A 16,506-nucleotide genomic window follows, 5' to 3' on the forward strand; every position below is an offset into this window, starting at 1 on the left:
CCGGAGTCCCTGCCCGCCCATCCCGACATGGTTAGACTCAAGGCATGGGTGACCGGGGACGCGCCGAGTACCTGTCGAGTCAGGGCATCCGTGATGGACGGGTGCTGGAAGCCATCTCGCGACTGACGCGCGCGGACTTCGTGTCGGAGGCAGAGCGTCTCGAGGCCGGCGCCGACGTGCCGCTCCCCATCGGCCATGGCCAGACCATCAGCCAGCCCTATGTCGTGGCGCTGATGACCGAAGCGCTGGCCCTGAAGGGGCATGAGCGCGTCCTGGAGATAGGCACCGGCTCCGGCTACCAGACGGCGGTCCTGTCGCTGCTCTGCCGCGAGGTGTACACGGTGGAGATCGTCCCAGAACTCGCCCGCTCGGCGCGATGGCGGCTGCTGCGACTGGGCTTCGAGAACGTCTACTTCCGCCAAGGCGATGGCACCGAGGGCTGGCCGGAGCAGGCGCCTTTTGATGCCATCCTCGTCACCGCCGCGCCGGCCGAGGTTCCCAGCACGCTGCTTGGCCAGCTCCATCGCGGTGGCTGGATGGTCATCCCCGTGGGGCCCACGGGGGGCACCCAGGAGCTGCTGCGCATCCATCGAGCACGAGAGCCGGGGGCCTTGCCCCAGGTGGAGTCCCTGCTTCCCGTCCGCTTCGTCCCGATGACGGGGGGACCGCCTCGTCCGGTTCTCCCCTGAAAGCTCGCGGGTGGGTGTCGCCCTTGGCCTGGCGCGGAGGAAGGGATGGTCCGCCCGGATGCTTGAATGCCGTCAGGGCCCTCGAAGGCGCGTTGCCCCCGAGCAGGGCCGCCCGCTAACGTCGCGCAATGATCATCTGCCCGGTCTGCGACCACGTTCAGCCCGAAGGGACCGAATGTGACGTCTGCGGAAAGCGGTTTCCCACCGCCGTGAATGTGGCGACTCCCCCCGTGGCACAGCTGCCGGAGCTGGAGCTGACGCCGCATGCGGGGGGCCGTGACGCGGTGGACGCGCCCGTGCTGCCGGAGCTGGACGGAACGCGCTTGCGCAGTGGGCCGGACCTGCCGGCCCAGGTGGTGCAGGACCTGGAGCTGACGCGCGCGGCACCGACGGGTGAGATGCCCGTGGCGGCGCTCGAGGAGCTGGACACGGGGCGCGCGCAGGATGACGGCGTGAGGACCCCGGCCCCGCTGGGCGCCGTCACCTGCCGCTACTGCCGCAACGTGCAGGCGGTGGGACTGCTCTGCGACAACTGTGGCATGCGACTGCCGCGCGCTCGGATCGCGGCGACCGCCGTGGCGGCGAAGGGGGAGGAGGACGGGTGGATGGCCTGCCCCTCGTGCCATACCCGAGGGCGGCCCGGACGCGCCTGCTCCGAGTGCGGCACCCGGCTCCAGGAGGGAGCATGAGCGCCCCGGAGCCCGGCTTCCGGGCGGAGTACGCATGCAGCGAGGGCTGTGACTTCAGCGCCTCGCTCCTGGACGTCGTCTACCGGTGCCCGCGCTGCGAGGGGCTCCTGGAGGTGCGGCACGACGTGGCGGCCCTGCGAGCCGTGCCCGCGGTGGAGTGGAAGCGGCGCTTCGAGTCGCGCTTCGGCTCGGCGCGGCTGCCGGATGGCTCGGGCGTGTGGGGCAAGCGTGAGTGGGCCTACCCCCAGCTTCCCGTGGAGGACATCGTCTCCCTGGGCGAGGGCCGCGTGCCCTTGAAGCCCCTGCCGCGCATGGCGTCCGAGCTGGGGCTGGCCGCGTTGGACTTGAAGGAATGCGGCGTGTCGCCCACGGGCAGCTTCAAGGACTGGGGCATGACGGTCCTCGTCTCCGCCGTGAAGCACATGCGGGCCCAGGGCGTGCCGCTGCGGGCCGTGGCGTGCGCGTCCACGGGTGACACCTCCGCGGCGCTGTCCGCCTACTGCGCGGCGGCGGGCATTCCGGCGGTGGTGTTCCTGCCCCGGGACAAGGTCTCCCTCGCGCAGCTCGTGCAGCCCATCGCCAATGGCGCGCGCGTGCTGTCGCTCGACACGGACTTCGATGGCTGCATGCGACTGGTGCAGGCGGTGACGGCGGACACGGGCCTGTACCTGGCCAACTCGATGAACTCGCTGCGCATCGAGGGGCAGAAGATGGTCGCCGTGGAGCTGTGCCAGGACCTGGGCTGGGAGCCTCCGGACTGGGTGGTGATTCCGGGCGGTAACCTGGGCAACGCCAGCGCGCTGGGCAAGGGCTTCGAGCTGATGCTGGAGCTGGGGCTCATCACCCGCCGGCCGCGCATCGCCGTCGCACAGGCGGAGCGCGCCAATCCGTTGACCCAATCCTTCCGAGGCGGGTTCAAGGAGCTGGTGCCCATGCAGGCGCGGAGCACGCTGGCGTCCGCCATCCAGATTGGCAACCCGGTGTCCTTCCGACGCGCGGTGCGAATCCTCAAGGCCTTCGACGGCGTGGTGGAGGAAGCCACCGAGTCGGAGCTGTCCAACGCCGCCGCGCGCGCGGACAAGGAGGGCACCTTCACCTGTCCTCAGACGGGCGTGGCGCTCGCGGCGCTGGAGAAGCTGGTGGCCACGGGAGTCATCGCGAAGGGCTCCCGCGTGGTGGTGGTATCCACCGCGCACGGGCTGAAGTTCGCGGACTTCAAGGTCGGCTACCACCGGGGCACGCTGGCGGACGTCACCAGTCGCTACGCGAACCCTCCCGTGCAACTGCCCGCGAACCTGGACGCCGTGCGCGAGGCCCTGTCGGACCTGGCCTGACGCCGCGCGGTGCGGCAGGGCGGGACTCCCGTACGAAGGGAGCCCCCAGGTTTTCCGAGCGTGGGTGCTTCAGTCCGCGAGCAGCGGGACGCGCTTGTCGATGGTGAGGCCGAAGCCGGCGAGCCCGCGGTAGGTGATGTCCGTGTTGGTCATCACCTGGAGCGAGCGCACGCCCAGGTCATTGAGGATCTGGCAACCCATGCCCAGGTCTCGCGTCTCGTGCGGGCCCGTGCGGATGTCGGCGCTGCCGTCCGTGTTGCGCTTGTGGCTGATGCCGAAGTCGCCCCCGTGCATTCCGGGCAGGTAGACCAGGACGCCGGTGCCCTCGCGGGCGATGCGCGCGAGCGACTGGTCCAACAGCACGTTGCAGTTGCAGGTGGGGGAGCCGAACACGTCGCCCAGGGTGCAGGCGGCGTGCAGGCGCACCAGTGCGCTCGGGCGGGAGGCGGGGTCACCCTTCACCAGCACCAGCGACTTGGCGCCGTCCGGCAGCCACGTGTACGTGAGCGCGGTGAAGTCGCCGTAGCGCGTGGTGACGGTGTGCTGGCCGGGCTCGCGGCGCACCAGCCGGTCCTTGCGGCGGCGGTACTCGATGAGGTCGGCGATGGTGATGACGGCCAGCTTGTGCTCCAGGGCGAAGGCCTTGAGGTCCGGCATCCGCATCATGGTGCCGTCGTCCTTCACCAGCTCGCACAGGATGCCGGAGGAGCCCAGGCCCGCCAGCCGCGAGAGGTCCACGGTGGCCTCGGTGTGGCCGGCGCGGCGCAACACGCCACCATCGCGGTAACGCAGCGGGAAGATGTGGCCGGGGCGCAGGAAGTCGTTCGCCTGGCTCTCCGGATCCGCCAGGGCCAGGATGGTCTTCGCCCGGTCCGCCGCCGACACGCCCGTCGTCGTGCCATGCCGGTAGTCCACGGAGACGGTGAAGGCGGTGCGGTGGGACTCGTTGTTGTCCGCCACCATCTGCGGCAACCGCAGGGCGTCCAGCCGGTCCGCCAGCATGGGCATGCAGACGATGCCGCTGGTGTAGCGCACCATGAAGGCCAGGTGCTCCGGCGTCACCTTCTCCGCCGCCATGATGAGGTCGCCCTCGTTCTCCCGGTCCTCGTCGTCCGCGACGATGACGAACTTGCCGTCGCGGATGTCGCGGATGGCGTCCTCGATGGAGGAGATCTGGAGGTCGTCAGGGCGCATGGAGGATTTGGTCCGCTCGCGAGTCTGCATGTGTTGGCGCATGTAGCGTCTGCGTCCGGGGCTGGCAAGCCAACCTGCTTGACGCCGTGCGCTCGGGTGATGGGGTGGATGAGCCATTCGCGAGGGCTCCCTCGCTCGCCCGTTGCGGTGTCGCTGGAATTAGTTGGGACCCAGAAGGTTGGAGTCGCCAGGGGCGAGTGACTCGACGCGTGGGACAGGCTGCTGTAGGGTGCCCGGCTCCGTGATGAGCGCCGATACCCAGGATTTGAGGACGCAGCTCGACCAGCTCCAGGAGAGCCTGTCCGTCCGCCAGAGCACCACCCACTTCGCCCACACGGGGGTCGCCACCCTGGCGGCCCTCATGTTCGCGGGGGCCGCTGGCAAGCTGTTCTATGACTCCCTTCGCACCCCGCTGATGGCCTGGGGCGTGACGCTGCTGGCGCTGGGCCTGCTGGCGTACGCGTTGCGCCGCTACGTGGTGGGGCGACGCGTGCTGGCCGACGAGCTGACGCGCTTCCAGACGCTGCTGGAGCTGCGCAGCCAGCTGCGGCTCGACGACCCCGCGGCGCTGCTGCCCCGGTGAGCGCGGCCCGCAAGTCCGCCCGACGGGGGCGGTTCATCGTCCTGGAGGGGCTCGACGGAGCCGGCACCACCACGCAGGCGGAGCGGCTGGCCTCCGCCCTCCGCGCCGAAGGGCACGCGGTGCTCACCACGCGTGAGCCCTCGGATGGCCCCGTGGGCACGTTGATTCGCCAGGCCCTCACCGGACGGCTGGGCCTGCCGAATGGCGCGGGCCCGCTGGCGCCGGAGACGCTGGCGCTGCTCTTCGCGGCGGACCGGACGGACCACCTCGCGGCGCGGGTGCTGCCCGCCCTGGAGGAGGGAAAGCTCGTCCTGTGCGACAGGTACGTCCTGTCCTCGCTGGCCTACCAGGGGGCGTCGCTGCCCATGGCCTGGGTGGAGGCGGTGAACGGGTACGCGGTGTCCCCGGACCTGACGCTGTTCGTCGGCGTGGCGCCGGAGGTGGCGGCGAAGCGCCGGGCGGCGCGTGGCGGGGCCGCGGAGCTGTTCGAAGCGGACGAGGCCCAGCGGCGAATCGCCAAGCAGTACCTGGCCGCCATCCGCCGCCGCGCGAAGAAGGAGCGCATCGTCCACATCGACGGTGAGCAGGGGATTGAAGCGGTGACGGCGGCGTCGCTGGCGGAGATTCGCAAGCTGCTGGGCCGCAAGCGCTGAAGGAGCGGGTCAGCGCGCGACGTCGAAGCTCAGCGCGACCTCCGCCCCATCTCCCGAGCAGCGGCCCGCCGTCTTCCCGACGCTGCGCAGCACCAGGCGCCCGCGGACCCGGGTGTCGCTGTTCTCCTCGAGGACGAGCTGCCCGGCCACCTCTTGCGTCAGGGCTTCCTTGGGGACGGTGCCGTAGCAACCCGTCGCCACGAAGACGGCCTGGAGCTTCGGGGAGTGCCCCTTGCGTGGGGTGAAGGTGATGTCCCGGAACGAGTCCGTGGGGGCGGCGATGGCGTCACCCGCCACCGCGAGCGTCATGGGGCCCGCGCCGAGGACCTCCTTGTCGAAGCGCACGGAGACACATGCGGAGGTCTCGTCGTCGGCCACGACGCTCGACGGGTCGTTCAGCCCGCACAGGCGAAGCGTCCGAGGTGCTCCGCTCTCGAACTCGGCGGAGCGGTGCTGGTCGAACGCCATCCAGCCCTCGTCGTACGTCACGCGAAACGTTTCGCCCGAGTCCTCGTAGTGCTCGATGGACGAGTCGAGGGGCGGGTCGCTCACCGCGTCGTCACCGCAGGCGGCGAGGGACAGCAGCGACGCGAGGAGCAGGGCGGACGGACGTCGGGCGGACCGGGGGGGCATGGAGCGCATGCCTCCAGGAAATGCAATCCGGATGCCCTTGTCCCCCGGGGAGAGAGGCCCTCCGGAGGGGGGGCCGTCGCGCCTCGGAATTCTGACGCGACGACGGATCCTCGTGACTCGCGCGGCGGACTCCCCGGCCGTTGCGCTACAGTCCGCCCTTCCTATGGAGCGCACTGGCGCGGCGGCAATCATCATCGGCAACGAAGTCCTGACGGCGAAGGTCCAGGACCAGAACGGCCCGCACCTCATCAAGAGGCTGCGCGAGGTGGGCATCGTCCTGCGCTCGGTGGAAACCATCCTGGACGACGTGGACGCCATCGTCGATGCGATGAACCGGGCGCGTCAGCGGGCCCGGTACGTGTTCACCAGTGGCGGCATTGGCCCCACACACGACGACGTCACGGTGAGGGCGGTGGCGCTGGCCCTGGGCAAGCCCGTGGTGCGGCTTCCGGAGATGGTGTCCCTCATCGAGGCGCGAGCGCCCGAGGGCAAGGTGACGCCAGAGGGCATGCGGCTGGCGGACGCCCCGGAGGGAGCGGTGCTGCTGCCCCAGGCAGGCACCTGGTACCCCGTGCTGACGGTGGGGGACGTGTTCCTCCTGCCCGGCGTGCCCCAGCTCTTCCGGATGCAGTTGGAGACGGTGCTGGGGCGACTGAGCGGCACCCCCGTGGTGCTCAGCTGCCTGTACCTGCGACTGGGCGAGAGCGACATCGCCGCCGTCCTGGATAACGTGGCGCTGAACATGCCGCACGTGGCCATCGGCTCGTATCCGGAGTTCGACCCGGGGAAGGACTACCGGGTGAAGATCACGGTGGAGGCCGCGGAGGGTGGTCCCGTGGAGGAAGCCGTCGCGCGAATCATCGGCGGGCTCCCCGAGGGCGCGGTGCTGCGGCGGGAGTAGCAGCCCTCCCGCCGTGCGCCTCGACTACAGCGACAGTCCCAGCCGCTGACGCAGCCGGAAGAAGTCGTCGGTGAAGGACCAGGCGAGCAGGGTGCGCAGCCGCTCACCCTCGCGCACGGCCTGAATCATGGGCTCCGGGGTGTCCAACCGGGCGCCCGCGAAGTTCGGGTCCTCGCGCAGCACCATGCCCAGGCCCACGGACACGTCGCCGGCGATGAGCAGACCGGCGCGGTCCGCCGAGTAGTCCAGCGCGTCCAGCCACGGCGCCAGTTCCAGCTTCTGCACGTCGCCCAGGGCCATCGCCGGCCCTTCCAGTGCCTTGATGGCCTTGCGCGAGAAGGCCTTGCGCAGCTGCTTCACCGTCTCGTCGTTGCGACGGCCGAGCGCGGAGAACTGCTGCGCGTGGATGCGGATGGCGCTGCCGAACAGCTCCGCCGTCTCGCCTTGCGACAGCTTCTCCAGCACCGCCGCCTTGTTCAACAGGCCCAGCGCCGCGCGGCCCAGGAGGAACTTCTGCTCGCGCGCGTTGAAGCGCCGCACCACGTCCTGGCCGATGCACACCGACAACGGCTCGGTGGTCTCCAGCACCGTGAGGCCGCGCCGCGCCTGGTATGCGTCGAACTCCTCCACGCCGAACACCTGCGCGACGGTGCGGATGGCCTTGTAGACGGCGCTGTCCGTCTTGAGCTTGTCCGTCTTGGGGTTGACGCCGACGATGTCGAAGCTCGGGGGGTAGACCTTCTCGAGCTGGTCGCCCATGGCGCGCAGCACCTCCAGCAGCGGCCCCCGGACGCCCGGGTGCAGCAGCATGGAGTCCACGTCCGTCGACGTGAGCCCCTCGCGAACCTCCTGCGCCAGCCGGGTGCGGCCCTCCGTGTAGAAGGCCAGCTCCGCCTCGTTCGTGGAGCGCAGGAACTGGAGCACGGACGCCACGCAGAAGGCCTTGTCGAGCTGCTTCAGGCCCTCCCACAGCTTGAACAGCGCGTGCAGGCTGTCCACCCGCGTCGGGTCCTGGCGGAGGATCTGCCGGTGCTCCTCGACGGCGAGCGGCACGGACGAAGTGTCCCGTGCGTACAGGCCCGCCAGCGCGGTGCGCGCAGTGAGGTTGGTACCGTCGCCTTCCACCACCTGCCGGTACAGCGCGGTGGCGCGCGCGGGCTCGGACAGCGGGCCGGCGAACAGCTCCGCCACGCGGATCCGCAGCGCCGCCGCGCGCTTCGGGTCCGTGGCCGCCGTCGTCTGCGCCTGCGCCTCCAGCAACTGCGCCAGCTCCGGCAGGTTGCGCGCGCGCTCGTACAGCGTCACCAGCCGGTCCACCAGCGTCGGGTCTCCCGGCGTCAGCTCCAGCGCGCGGCGGTACAGCGGCGTGGCCGCGCCCGCGTCGCCCAGGCCTTCGTCATACGTGCGCGCCAGCTCCAGCGTGAAGCGCGCGCGAGACTCGGCGGGCAGCTCCTGCTGGAGCAGCTTGTGCAGGCAGTCCACCGCGCCCGACCAGTTGCGGCCGTGGGCATGCAGCGTGGCCAGTCGCTCCAGCGCCTCCAGATGGCGCGGCTGCGCGGAGAGCACCGTCATCAGGTGCGAGGACGCGCGGCCTGGATCATTCAGGTGCGTCTGGTACAGCGAACCCAGCGTGAGGTGGAAGGGCGCGAGCGTCCGGGCGTCTCCGCCCTGCTGCACGCGCTGGCTCAGCATGGCCGCGGCCTCCGCGTACTGCTGTGCCTCCAGGAGCAGCGAGCCGCGCAGCTCCAGCGCCTCGATGTGGCCCGGCTGCGCGGCCAGGGCCTTCTCCAGCAGCGCCACCGCGCGCGTCCGGTCTCCCAGGGCCGCGTGGTGCAGTCGCGCCGCGCTCACGAAGCCCGTGGCCGCCGCGGTGTGGTCCTTCTGCGCCAGCTTCGCGTCGGCGCGCCGCTCGTGCAGCGCGGCCAGGTCCGCGGAGCCTCCACGGTGGGCGAGCAGCTCCTCCAGGCCCGCCTGCGCGGCCGGGTGCAGCGGATCTCTCTCGAGCGCCTGCTTGTAGAGGGCCGCCGCGCCGTCGGTGTCCTTCTGGACGAACGACGCCAGCCGCGCCGCGCCGATGAACGCATCGATGGCGCCGCGCGGGTCCTTGCTGAGCCGGGCCTCGGTCTCCAGCGCGGCCCGGGCCTCGGCCGCGTCTCCGCGCCGCATCGCCACGCGCCGCGTGCCCTGCAGCGCCGGGAGGCACTGCGGATGCAGCTCCAGCGCCTGCTTGTAGAGGGCCGCCGCGCGCTCCAGGTCGCCGAAGCGGATCTCCGCCAGCTCCGCCGTGCGCAGGAGCATCTCCAGCGCCTCTTCCGCGTCACGCGCGTGCGCCAGTCGCAGCGTGTAGAGCCGGGCCAGTCCCGACACGTCACCGGCGAGCTTGAGCGAGCGCTCCAGCGCGAAGGCCAGCCGCGCGTCGCCAGGGTCCGCCTCGAAGGCGCGCTTGTACGCCTCCAGCGTGCCCTCGGCGGGGCCCTTGTCCAGGTCCACCGCGGCGGACAGCCGCAGCGCGGTGGCCAGGCGTGGATCATTCACGCGCTCGGCGATGCGCTGACGCAGCTCCGCGCGGCGCGGCCGGTCCGACGCGCGAATGCGCTCCAGCAGGGTGAGGGCGGTGAGGTTGCCCGCGTCCAGGCCGAGCACCGCTTCGCAGCACAGCGCCGCGCGCGAGGGCTCCTGGAAGCGGTCCAGGTACAGCCGCGCCAGCTTCAGGTAGGCCGTCACCTTGGCCGTGGGCGTGCCGCCCACCTGCGTCTCGCGGTCCAGGATGGACACCAGCTCCTTCACGTTGTCCTGCGCGAGGAACAGGCGCTCCAGGGCGCGCAGCGTGGCGGCGTGGCCCGGCGTCAGGCGCAGCACTTCCTGGTACGTCTCGATGGCCAGCTCCGGCCGCTTGAGGGCGTCCTCCCAGATGGCGGCGGCCTGGAAGAGCGCGTTGGCGCGCTCCAGCGGGTCCGTGCGGTTGGCGGCCTCCTCGCGCAGCATCTCCACCAGGTTCTCCCACGCGCCCTGCGCCCGGTAGATGCGGGCCAGCGCGCGCAGCGCCGGGAAGTAGCTGGGCGCCAGCATCAGCGCCTCCTGGTACGACGCAATGGCCTCGTTCTCCTGCGACAGCCGCTGCTCGTACAGCTCGCCAATCTTGTAGATGAGCGCCGCGGCCTGGTCGGTGGAGGGTGAGCTCTCCGACTCCGCCCGGTACATGTCCACCAGCTTCGCCCAGCGGCCATCCTGCGCGTACAGCCGGCCCAGCGCCTTGAGCGCGGGCAGGTATGAGGGGGACAGCGCCAGCACGCGCTCGTAGGCGGAGATGGCGCCCGGGCGGTCCTTCAGGTTCTCGTCGAGGATCTCCGCGTTGCGGTGCAGGAGCGACAGCACCTGCTTGGTGTCGCCCGCGAGCGACGCCTCCAGGTCATGCGTCTCCAGCAGCTCCCGGTAGCGGCCCGCGCGCTCGTACAGCCGCGCCTGGTTTCGGATGGTGGGCAGGTGGTCCGACGCCAGGTCGAGGATGCGCTTCATGCACTCGATGGCGTGGTCCAGGTCTCCCAGCCGGTCCTCGTACACGCCCGCCATCTTGTTGAGCGTGGTGATGAGCTGATCCCTGTCCGACGTCTGGAGCAGGTCCTGCTCGAACATCGCCACCAGCTCCGCGAAGCGACCCTGGCGCTCGTAGAGGCGGGTGAGCGCCTTCTGCGCGGGGAGGTAGCCGGGCTGCAACTGGAGGCAGGAGTTGTAGCGGGAGATGGCGTCTTCCTGCCGGCCCAGCCGCTCCTCGAGGATCTCCGCGGCCTTGTACATGCGCGCGGCCTTCTGCTTGGCGTCCTCGGCGGCGGCGACCTCCGCGTCGAAGACGGCGACCAGCCCCTCCCAGTTCTGCATCCGGTAGTTCAGCTTGCCCAGGCCCGCGAGCGCCGCCGCGTGGCCGGGGATGCGCGCGACGATGGCCTGATACCGCGCCGCCGCGTCCACCTCGCGCTTGAGGACCTCCTCGTACAGCGCGGCCAGTCGCAGGTTGGTGGCCACCAGCTCGCTCTCGTCGTTGAGCGAACCCACGCGCGCCAGCAGCACGTCCGCCAGCTCCTCGTAACGGCCCTGCGTCTCGTAGATGCCGGCCAGCTCGCTGAGCACCAGCGGCTCATTGGGTGCGGCGTGGCGTGCGTCCAGCAGCGCCGCCAGGGCCTCTTCCTTCTGGCCCAGGCGCTCATGCACCTTGGCGATCTGCAGATAGGCGGGCGCGGCCTGGGAGCCCAGCGCGGTGGCCTCGGCGGTCAGCGCCGCGAGCAGCTCCTCGGTGCGTCCCTCTCGCTCGGCCACGTGCTTGAGCGCGGCGAGCAGCAGTGGATCCGAGCGGTCCAGCGCGAAGGCCTCGCGCAGCAGCGCGGCGGCGGGCTCGCGCTGCTTGAGGCGCTCGTCGAGCAGCAGGCCCGCGGAGGTCAGGTAGTGCGCGCGCAGCGACGGCTGCTGCATGGTGGCGGCGAGCAACCGGTAGACTTCCACCAGCGCGGCGGCGTCGTTGCGCGCGGCGTAGACGGACTCGAGCTGCGTGAGGACCACGACGTCCGTGGGCCGCCGCTCCAGGCACTGGCGCAGGCAGGCACTGGCCTCGTCGTCGCGGGACAGCCGCTCCTGGAGAACGATGCCCTTCTCGAACAGGAGCGCGGCCTGGTGGCGCGCGTCCTCGGTGGCGGCCAGCTCCGCGTCGAGCAGCTGAATGACCATCTGCCAGTTGCCCACGTCCGCGAAGAGTCGCCGCGCGGCGCGGATGTTGACCAGGTACCGGGGCGCCAGCTTGTACGCGTTCTGGAAGGCCACCGCCGCGTTGCGGGGGTTCTTGAGCGGCTCCTCCCAGAGCAGGCCCACCTCATGGAAGAGCTGGGCGGCCGCGGGACCATCCGTGGTGCTCAGCGTCCGTGCCTCGCGCTCCAGCGAGGCGATGCGCTCGCGGGCTTCGTCTTCCGCACTGGGCGCGGGCGTCGCCTGGGGCGCGGCCTGCACGGACTGCGTCAGCACTTCGGTGGCGCTGGGGCCGGACTTCGCGGGCGCCCCTGAAGGCGGAGGAGGGGCGACCGTGACGGGGGGTCGCGGGATGTCGTTGCGCTCGCTCATGGAAGGCCGGCTCCGGGGGCCAGTTCTGAGAGGAGGAGAATGGCCGGGAGCGGTCGTAACACGCGCTTGGCCGGTCCCTCAACTTCCCGTCTTTCCTGGCGATTTGGGTGTCCGGATACCCGGGGAGCAGGCAGGCCCCCGCTCTGGACTCCTGGTGGGCGCCTTGCTTGCGCCCACCGTCTCTCCTGCGCTTCAGGCCCGTGAAGCTCAGAGCCCTTCGCGCAGGTTTTCCTCGGCGATGTGGATCAGCCGGGTCACATGCTTGTGAAGCCAGAGCCCGAAGGGCTGGATTCGACCCGCCGGGGTCTTCCTGGGGAGGTCCTGGATGCCCTCGTCGAAGGAAATGACGGCGTGCTCGCCCGTGGGTGACGTCGTGCGCTGGTCGAAGGCGAAGGACCGGCCGACGTGCCACCCGCCGTGGAACACGAAGAGGTTCTCCAGGTCCTTGTTCTCGGTGGCCTCGACGAGCCCGTCGATGTCGTACACGTCGTCGGCGATCTCCAGGCAGCTCCAACCGCCGCCCGTGACGTTGCCGCAGGGAAACGTGGGCAGGCCGCGGTCCATGGCGTTGTCCACGATCCACGTGACAGTGCCGTACACGCGCTGGAAGTAGTCCCAGCTCGACTCCTTCTTCAGGGGCTTGAGCGCCTTCGCTCCCTCCCAGCTCCCGATGCGGTGCTTGTACTGGCGCTTGAAGATGGACAGCTGCTGGTCGAGGGAGTCCATGCGCTCGGGCTCCTTCTTCACGTCGAGGTGCTCCGCGACGAAGTGCGCCTTGGGGTAGCGGTCGTGGAGGTCCTTCAGCATCGCGATGGCCGTGTCGACGGCCTCGTAGGCGTTCTTGGGCTTCGTGAACGACGGGCCCTTGGGCGCGGAGGGCTTCTTCGGCGCGCCCTTGGGTGCCTTCGGTTCCGGATTGGGATGCGAGGCATCGCGGAGGTCGATGGTCCGCAGGACGAAGCCGACCTTCTCCTTGGCGCGGATGCGCTTCTCCGCCCGCTCGATGGCCGCCTCGTGGCTCTCGGTGGCGGTCTCCTTGTCGTAGCCGTCCATGATGACAGGCCCATCGACCTTCATGGCCCAGAACGTGGAGTCGCCCTGGATGTATTCGCGAATGACCACGCGCTTCTTCGTCGCGTTCCACGGGTTGGCGTCGCGGAATCCGAGCGTGCGATAGCGGGCCACCAGGGCTTCGCCCGTCGTTGCGTCGAGGAGCGAGACGTTGAAGGCGCCGTTGATGGTGCCGCGTCGGACCACGGCCTGGGCTCCTCGTACTTCCACGTCGACGAAGAGCAACGACATGGGCTTGAAGAGCGTGAATCGCGCCTGCACGGGCGTGGTGAGCTTCAACGCCTCGGGCTGATTCTTGGAGAGGGTTCCGTCGCTCCAGACCCGCAGCTCACCACCCGCAGAGTAGAGCCAGACCTCGCCCTTCAGTGAAAGCTGGGGGTCGGAGTACCAGATGGCCTCGCCATTGTTGAGCTTCTGCAGGTGCTTCCAGTTGGGCATGGGCGATTGTTCGCACGGGACGAGGGAGGGGTAAACGGGTGAGTTGACTCGCGAGGGGGGCGCTCAAGTCCCCGTGGATTTCGGAAGGACCGCTTCTTCGATTCGCCGCATGAAGTCGTTCAGGTGCCGGGCCATCACGGTGACCTGGGGCGGCTCAATCATCGTCTGGTGATTGCCGGGGACGCCGATAAGTTCCAGCCCGCCTTTGACGAGTTCCTGCCACGGCCGCTCGGGGTGTCGAGGGTGTGGCGGGACGTACTCCTGGGCGCGCAGGTAGATGGCGGTGCCCTCGGTGGGCGACGGCTCGTAGCTGAACAGCGCGCGCATATGGGCCTTCCAGACGGAGAGGAAGACCTGGAGGTCCACGAGGGAGAACGAGTCGGGTACCACGGCGCCGTCGCGGGCGCGTCGCAGCACCTCGAGCATCTGGGCCTGCGGGTCCAGTCCGCGCAGGAGGGAGATGAGCGCCTCCGACGAGTCACCGAACGTGGCGGCGAGCAGCTCCGCGTCGTCCTCGAAGCGCTTGGGGAGCTGACCTGGCCCTGGTGTGTCGAGGAACACGAGCAGCGAGGGTGGGACTCCCAGACGCCGCAGGGTCTGCGCCATCTCGTAGACGATGGTGCCGCCCATCGACAGGCCCACGAGGTAGTACGGCGGGCGCGGGCGAAGTTGGAGCAGGGCGTTCAGGTGGACGGAGGCGAGCTGCTCGATGGTCTGCAGTGGCTCGCATTCGCCATTCACGCCCGGGGCCTGGAAGCCGTAGACGGAGCGCTCCGGACCGAGCGCGCGCACGAGGTCCTGGTAGCAGAAGACGGTTCCGCCAATCGGGTGCATGCAAAGGAGTGGCGGGAGGTCGTCGCGTCCGCGTTGGAGCAAGACGATACCGTCGGGAAGCGCGGGCGCGGTGTCGAGTTCACCGGGCGTCAGCTTGTCTTGAACCCAGGAGGCGAGCGCCGCCACGGTGGGACTCTGGAAAAGGACCTGAAGCGGGACCTTGAAGCCGAAGCGCTCGGACAGCTTCGCGACGAGCTGTGCGGCGAGCAGCGAGTGTCCACCCAGGTCGAAGAAGCTCGCCGTCACGCTGATGGACTCGCGGCCGAGGACCTGCGCCCACAGGGATGCGATGTCCTCCTCCAGCGGCGTGCGCGGCGCCACGCGTGCATTCGAGTCATCCCCTGCAGCGGAGGGTCGGGGCAGCGCACGGTGGTCGACCTTGCCGTTCGCCGTGAGCGGGAGTGCGGGGAGCACCACGAAGTCGGAGGGGACCATGTGCGAAGGCAGGGTCCCCTGGAGGAGGGTGCGAAGCACCGTGGACGACAGCTCCAACTCCGTCGCGACGTAGCCGACGAGGCGCCTGTCTCCCGGCGTGTCTTCGCGCACGAGGACGATGGCATCGCGCACGTCGGGGTGTGAGCGGAGCGCGGACTCGACTTCGCCAAGCTCGATGCGGAAGCCGCGCAGCTTCACCTGGTTGTCGCGGCGACCGATGAAGTCGAGAGCGCCGTCGTGGCGAAGGCGGACGAGGTCACCGGTGCGGTAGAGGCGAGCGCCGGGAGCTGAGCTGAAGGGATGGGGGATGAAGCGTTCGGCGGTGAGGTCGGGCCTGTCCCAGTAGCCCCAGGCGAGGCCATCGCCACCGACGAAGAGTTCCCCGGTGACGCCCGTGGGGACAGGCCGCAAATGCACGTCGAGCACATAGGCGGTGCTGTTGGCGATGGGCCTGCCGATGGGAACGGAGAGCTCGTGGTGGAGGAGGACGGGGTGCCAGGAGCTGAAGGTGGTGTTCTCGGTGGGGCCGTAGACGTGGAGGAGACGCTGAGGAGGCCCGAGAGAGAGGACGCGGTTGACGCAGGATGTGTCCGCGTTCTCGCCGCCGAAGAGGAGGAAGCGGAGACGGGAGAAGGCGGAGGGCTCGGAGCGCGAGACGAGGTTGAAGAGAGCGGTGGTGAGGAAGAGAGCGGAGATGCGCTCGTCGAGGAGACGGCGGGAGAGGATGGAGGGGTCGATGACGTCATCCTTGTCGAGGATGACGAGGGAGGAGCCGTTGAGGAGGGCGCCCCAGATTTCGAAGGTAGAGGCGTCGAAGGCGACAGTGGCGGCCTGGGCGACGCGGTCATCATGTCCGAGCTGGACGTAGTCGGAGTCGAGGACGAGTCGAAGGACGGCGCGGTGGGGAATGCAGACACCCTTGGGGCGACCCGTCGAGCCCGAGGTGTAGGTGACGTAAGCGAGATCGTCGGGCCCCATGTCGTGCGTGAGCCGAGGAAGCTCGTCATCGGAGACAGGTGGCAGGGCATCGATGCACAGCGGCTCGGTGTCACCGTGGGGAACGCGCGCGGACAGCGAGGTCTGCGTGACGATGCGCTGGACCTGTGAGTCGCGAGCCATGAAGTCGAGGCGCTCGGAAGGGTAGTCAGGGTCGAGCGGGACGTAGGCGCCGCCTGCCTTGAGGATGGCGAGCAGTGTGACGATCAACTCGGGAGAGCGGGGCAGGCAGACCCCGACCTGGGGACGTGCTCTGTCGACCCCCTGAGCACGGAGGATGCGCGCGAGTCGAGTGGAGCGCATGTCGAGTTCGCCGTACGAGAGCGAGTCGGAGCCGTGCTGCACGGCGATGGCGTCGGGACGCAGCGCGGCCTGGGTGGCGAATCGCTCGACGATGGACGAATGGGCCGGATACGGCCGGCCGGTGTCGTTCCATTTGACGAGCCACTGGCGACGCTCGTCGGTTGAGAGCAGCTCCAGGGAGTGGATGGAGGCGTGCGGAGTCCGGACGACCTGCTCCATCAAGCCGCGGAGATGGTCCACCATGCGCGAGATGGTCGCGGGCGTGAAGAGCGCGGTGGCGAACTCGAAGACACCGTTGAGTCCGTGAGGCGTCTCTTCCAACGACAGGGTGAGATCGAACTTCGACGTGCGCGGGTGCAACTCCAGGGTATCGACCACAAGTCCCGGGAGCTGAAGCTGTCCAGCCGGAGCATTCTGGAGAGCGAACATGACCTGGACGAGAGGGCCATGGCTCAAGGAGCGCTGGACGTGGAGTTCCTCGACGAGCTTCTCGAAAGGAAGCTCCTGGTGGGAGTAGGCACCGAGGCAGGAGTCGCGAGTGCGAAGGAGGACGTCGAGGAAGGAAGGGTTGCCGGAGAGGCGAGCGGGGAGAGGGAGAGTGTTGACGAAGAATCCGATGAGGGATTCGAGCTGAGGACGGGTGCGGTTGG

General features: G+C 69.8%; 11 protein-coding genes. 6 read left to right on the forward strand and 5 right to left on the reverse strand.

What is annotated here, in order from left to right:
• The first annotated feature begins 44 nt into the window (after window positions 1–44).
• From HUA74_RS44160 to thrC, 3 genes are all read left to right on the forward strand, one after another.
• Window positions 45–689: a protein-L-isoaspartate(D-aspartate) O-methyltransferase gene (locus tag HUA74_RS44160; protein ID WP_174459382.1), complete on the forward strand. Its 645-nt coding sequence runs from the start codon at window positions 45–47 to the stop codon at window positions 687–689.
• 128 nt (window positions 690–817) lie between these two features.
• Window positions 818–1,378: a hypothetical protein gene (locus HUA74_RS44165; RefSeq protein WP_174459383.1), complete on the forward strand. Its 561-nt coding sequence runs from the start codon at window positions 818–820 to the stop codon at window positions 1,376–1,378.
• A complete protein-coding gene (gene thrC / locus HUA74_RS44170) occupies window positions 1,375–2,712 on the forward strand; it encodes a threonine synthase (protein ID WP_174459384.1) in 1,338 nt (445 codons plus the stop codon). Before HUA74_RS44165 ends, thrC begins: the two co-directional genes overlap by 4 nt.
• Window positions 2,713–2,781: 69 nt before the next feature.
• Here the strand turns inward: thrC and ribB are convergent, their stop codons facing one another.
• A complete protein-coding gene (gene ribB, locus HUA74_RS44175; RefSeq protein WP_254625540.1) occupies window positions 2,782–3,906 on the reverse strand; it encodes a 3,4-dihydroxy-2-butanone-4-phosphate synthase in 1,125 nt (374 codons plus the stop codon).
• A gap of 244 nt (window positions 3,907–4,150) precedes the next feature.
• On the opposite strand from ribB, the gene HUA74_RS44180 reads away from it, so the two are divergent.
• Together HUA74_RS44180 and tmk are read left to right on the forward strand one after the other, a co-directional pair.
• Window positions 4,151–4,489 (forward strand): hypothetical protein, encoded by a 339-nt coding sequence (locus tag HUA74_RS44180; RefSeq protein ID WP_217440105.1) that lies wholly within the window; start codon window positions 4,151–4,153, stop codon window positions 4,487–4,489.
• Window positions 4,486–5,142, forward strand: a complete 657-nt coding sequence (tmk, locus tag HUA74_RS44185; protein ID WP_141641270.1) for a dTMP kinase — start codon at window positions 4,486–4,488, stop codon at window positions 5,140–5,142. Before HUA74_RS44180 ends, tmk begins: the two co-directional genes overlap by 4 nt.
• Before the next feature lie 9 nt (window positions 5,143–5,151).
• On the opposite strand, the gene HUA74_RS44190 is transcribed toward tmk, so the two are convergent.
• Window positions 5,152–5,775, reverse strand: a complete 624-nt coding sequence (locus tag HUA74_RS44190; protein ID WP_174459385.1) for a hypothetical protein — start codon at window positions 5,773–5,775, stop codon at window positions 5,152–5,154.
• A 163-nt stretch (window positions 5,776–5,938) separates the two neighbouring features.
• Here HUA74_RS44190 and HUA74_RS44195 point away from each other — a divergent pair, with 163 nt between their 5' ends.
• Window positions 5,939–6,676 (forward strand): molybdopterin-binding protein, encoded by a 738-nt coding sequence (locus HUA74_RS44195; RefSeq protein WP_174459386.1) that lies wholly within the window; start codon window positions 5,939–5,941, stop codon window positions 6,674–6,676.
• 24 nt (window positions 6,677–6,700) lie between these two features.
• Here HUA74_RS44195 and HUA74_RS44200 read toward each other — a convergent pair whose 3' ends face one another.
• The 3 genes from HUA74_RS44200 to HUA74_RS44210 all read right to left on the reverse strand — a co-directional run bounded on the left by HUA74_RS44200 (window position 6,701) and on the right by HUA74_RS44210 (window position 16,474).
• Window positions 6,701–11,779, reverse strand: a complete 5,079-nt coding sequence (locus tag HUA74_RS44200; RefSeq protein WP_174459387.1) for a tetratricopeptide repeat protein — start codon at window positions 11,777–11,779, stop codon at window positions 6,701–6,703.
• Between the two features lie 207 nt (window positions 11,780–11,986).
• A complete protein-coding gene (locus HUA74_RS46265; protein WP_254625542.1) occupies window positions 11,987–13,288 on the reverse strand; it encodes a hypothetical protein in 1,302 nt (433 codons plus the stop codon).
• 63 nt (window positions 13,289–13,351) lie between these two features.
• Window positions 13,352–16,474: an amino acid adenylation domain-containing protein gene (locus HUA74_RS44210; protein WP_371817406.1), complete on the reverse strand. Its 3,123-nt coding sequence runs from the start codon at window positions 16,472–16,474 to the stop codon at window positions 13,352–13,354.
• Between the last annotated feature and the right edge of the window lie 32 nt (window positions 16,475–16,506).

It is taken from the genome of Myxococcus sp. CA051A (assembly GCF_013336705.1).
Taxonomy (GTDB): Bacteria; Myxococcota; Myxococcia; order Myxococcales; family Myxococcaceae; genus Myxococcus; species Myxococcus llanfairpwllgwyngyllgogerychwyrndrobwllllantysiliogogogochensis.

Coding starts and splice junctions, on each gene's coding strand:
- HUA74_RS44190 (WP_174459385.1), bottom strand. CDS start 5,775: ATGCCCCCCCGGTCCGCCCGACGTCCGTCCGCCCTGCTCCTCGCGTCG.
- thrC (WP_174459384.1), top strand. CDS start 1,375: ATGAGCGCCCCGGAGCCCGGCTTCCGGGCGGAGTACGCATGCAGCGAG.
- HUA74_RS44160 (WP_174459382.1), top strand. CDS start 45: ATGGGTGACCGGGGACGCGCCGAGTACCTGTCGAGTCAGGGCATCCGT.
- HUA74_RS46265 (WP_254625542.1), bottom strand. CDS start 13,288: ATGCCCAACTGGAAGCACCTGCAGAAGCTCAACAATGGCGAGGCCATC.
- HUA74_RS44195 (WP_174459386.1), top strand. CDS start 5,939: ATGGAGCGCACTGGCGCGGCGGCAATCATCATCGGCAACGAAGTCCTG.
- HUA74_RS44200 (WP_174459387.1), bottom strand. CDS start 11,779: ATGAGCGAGCGCAACGACATCCCGCGACCCCCCGTCACGGTCGCCCCT.
- HUA74_RS44165 (WP_174459383.1), top strand. CDS start 818: ATGATCATCTGCCCGGTCTGCGACCACGTTCAGCCCGAAGGGACCGAA.
- ribB (WP_254625540.1), bottom strand. CDS start 3,906: ATGCGCCCTGACGACCTCCAGATCTCCTCCATCGAGGACGCCATCCGC.
- HUA74_RS44180 (WP_217440105.1), top strand. CDS start 4,151: ATGAGCGCCGATACCCAGGATTTGAGGACGCAGCTCGACCAGCTCCAG.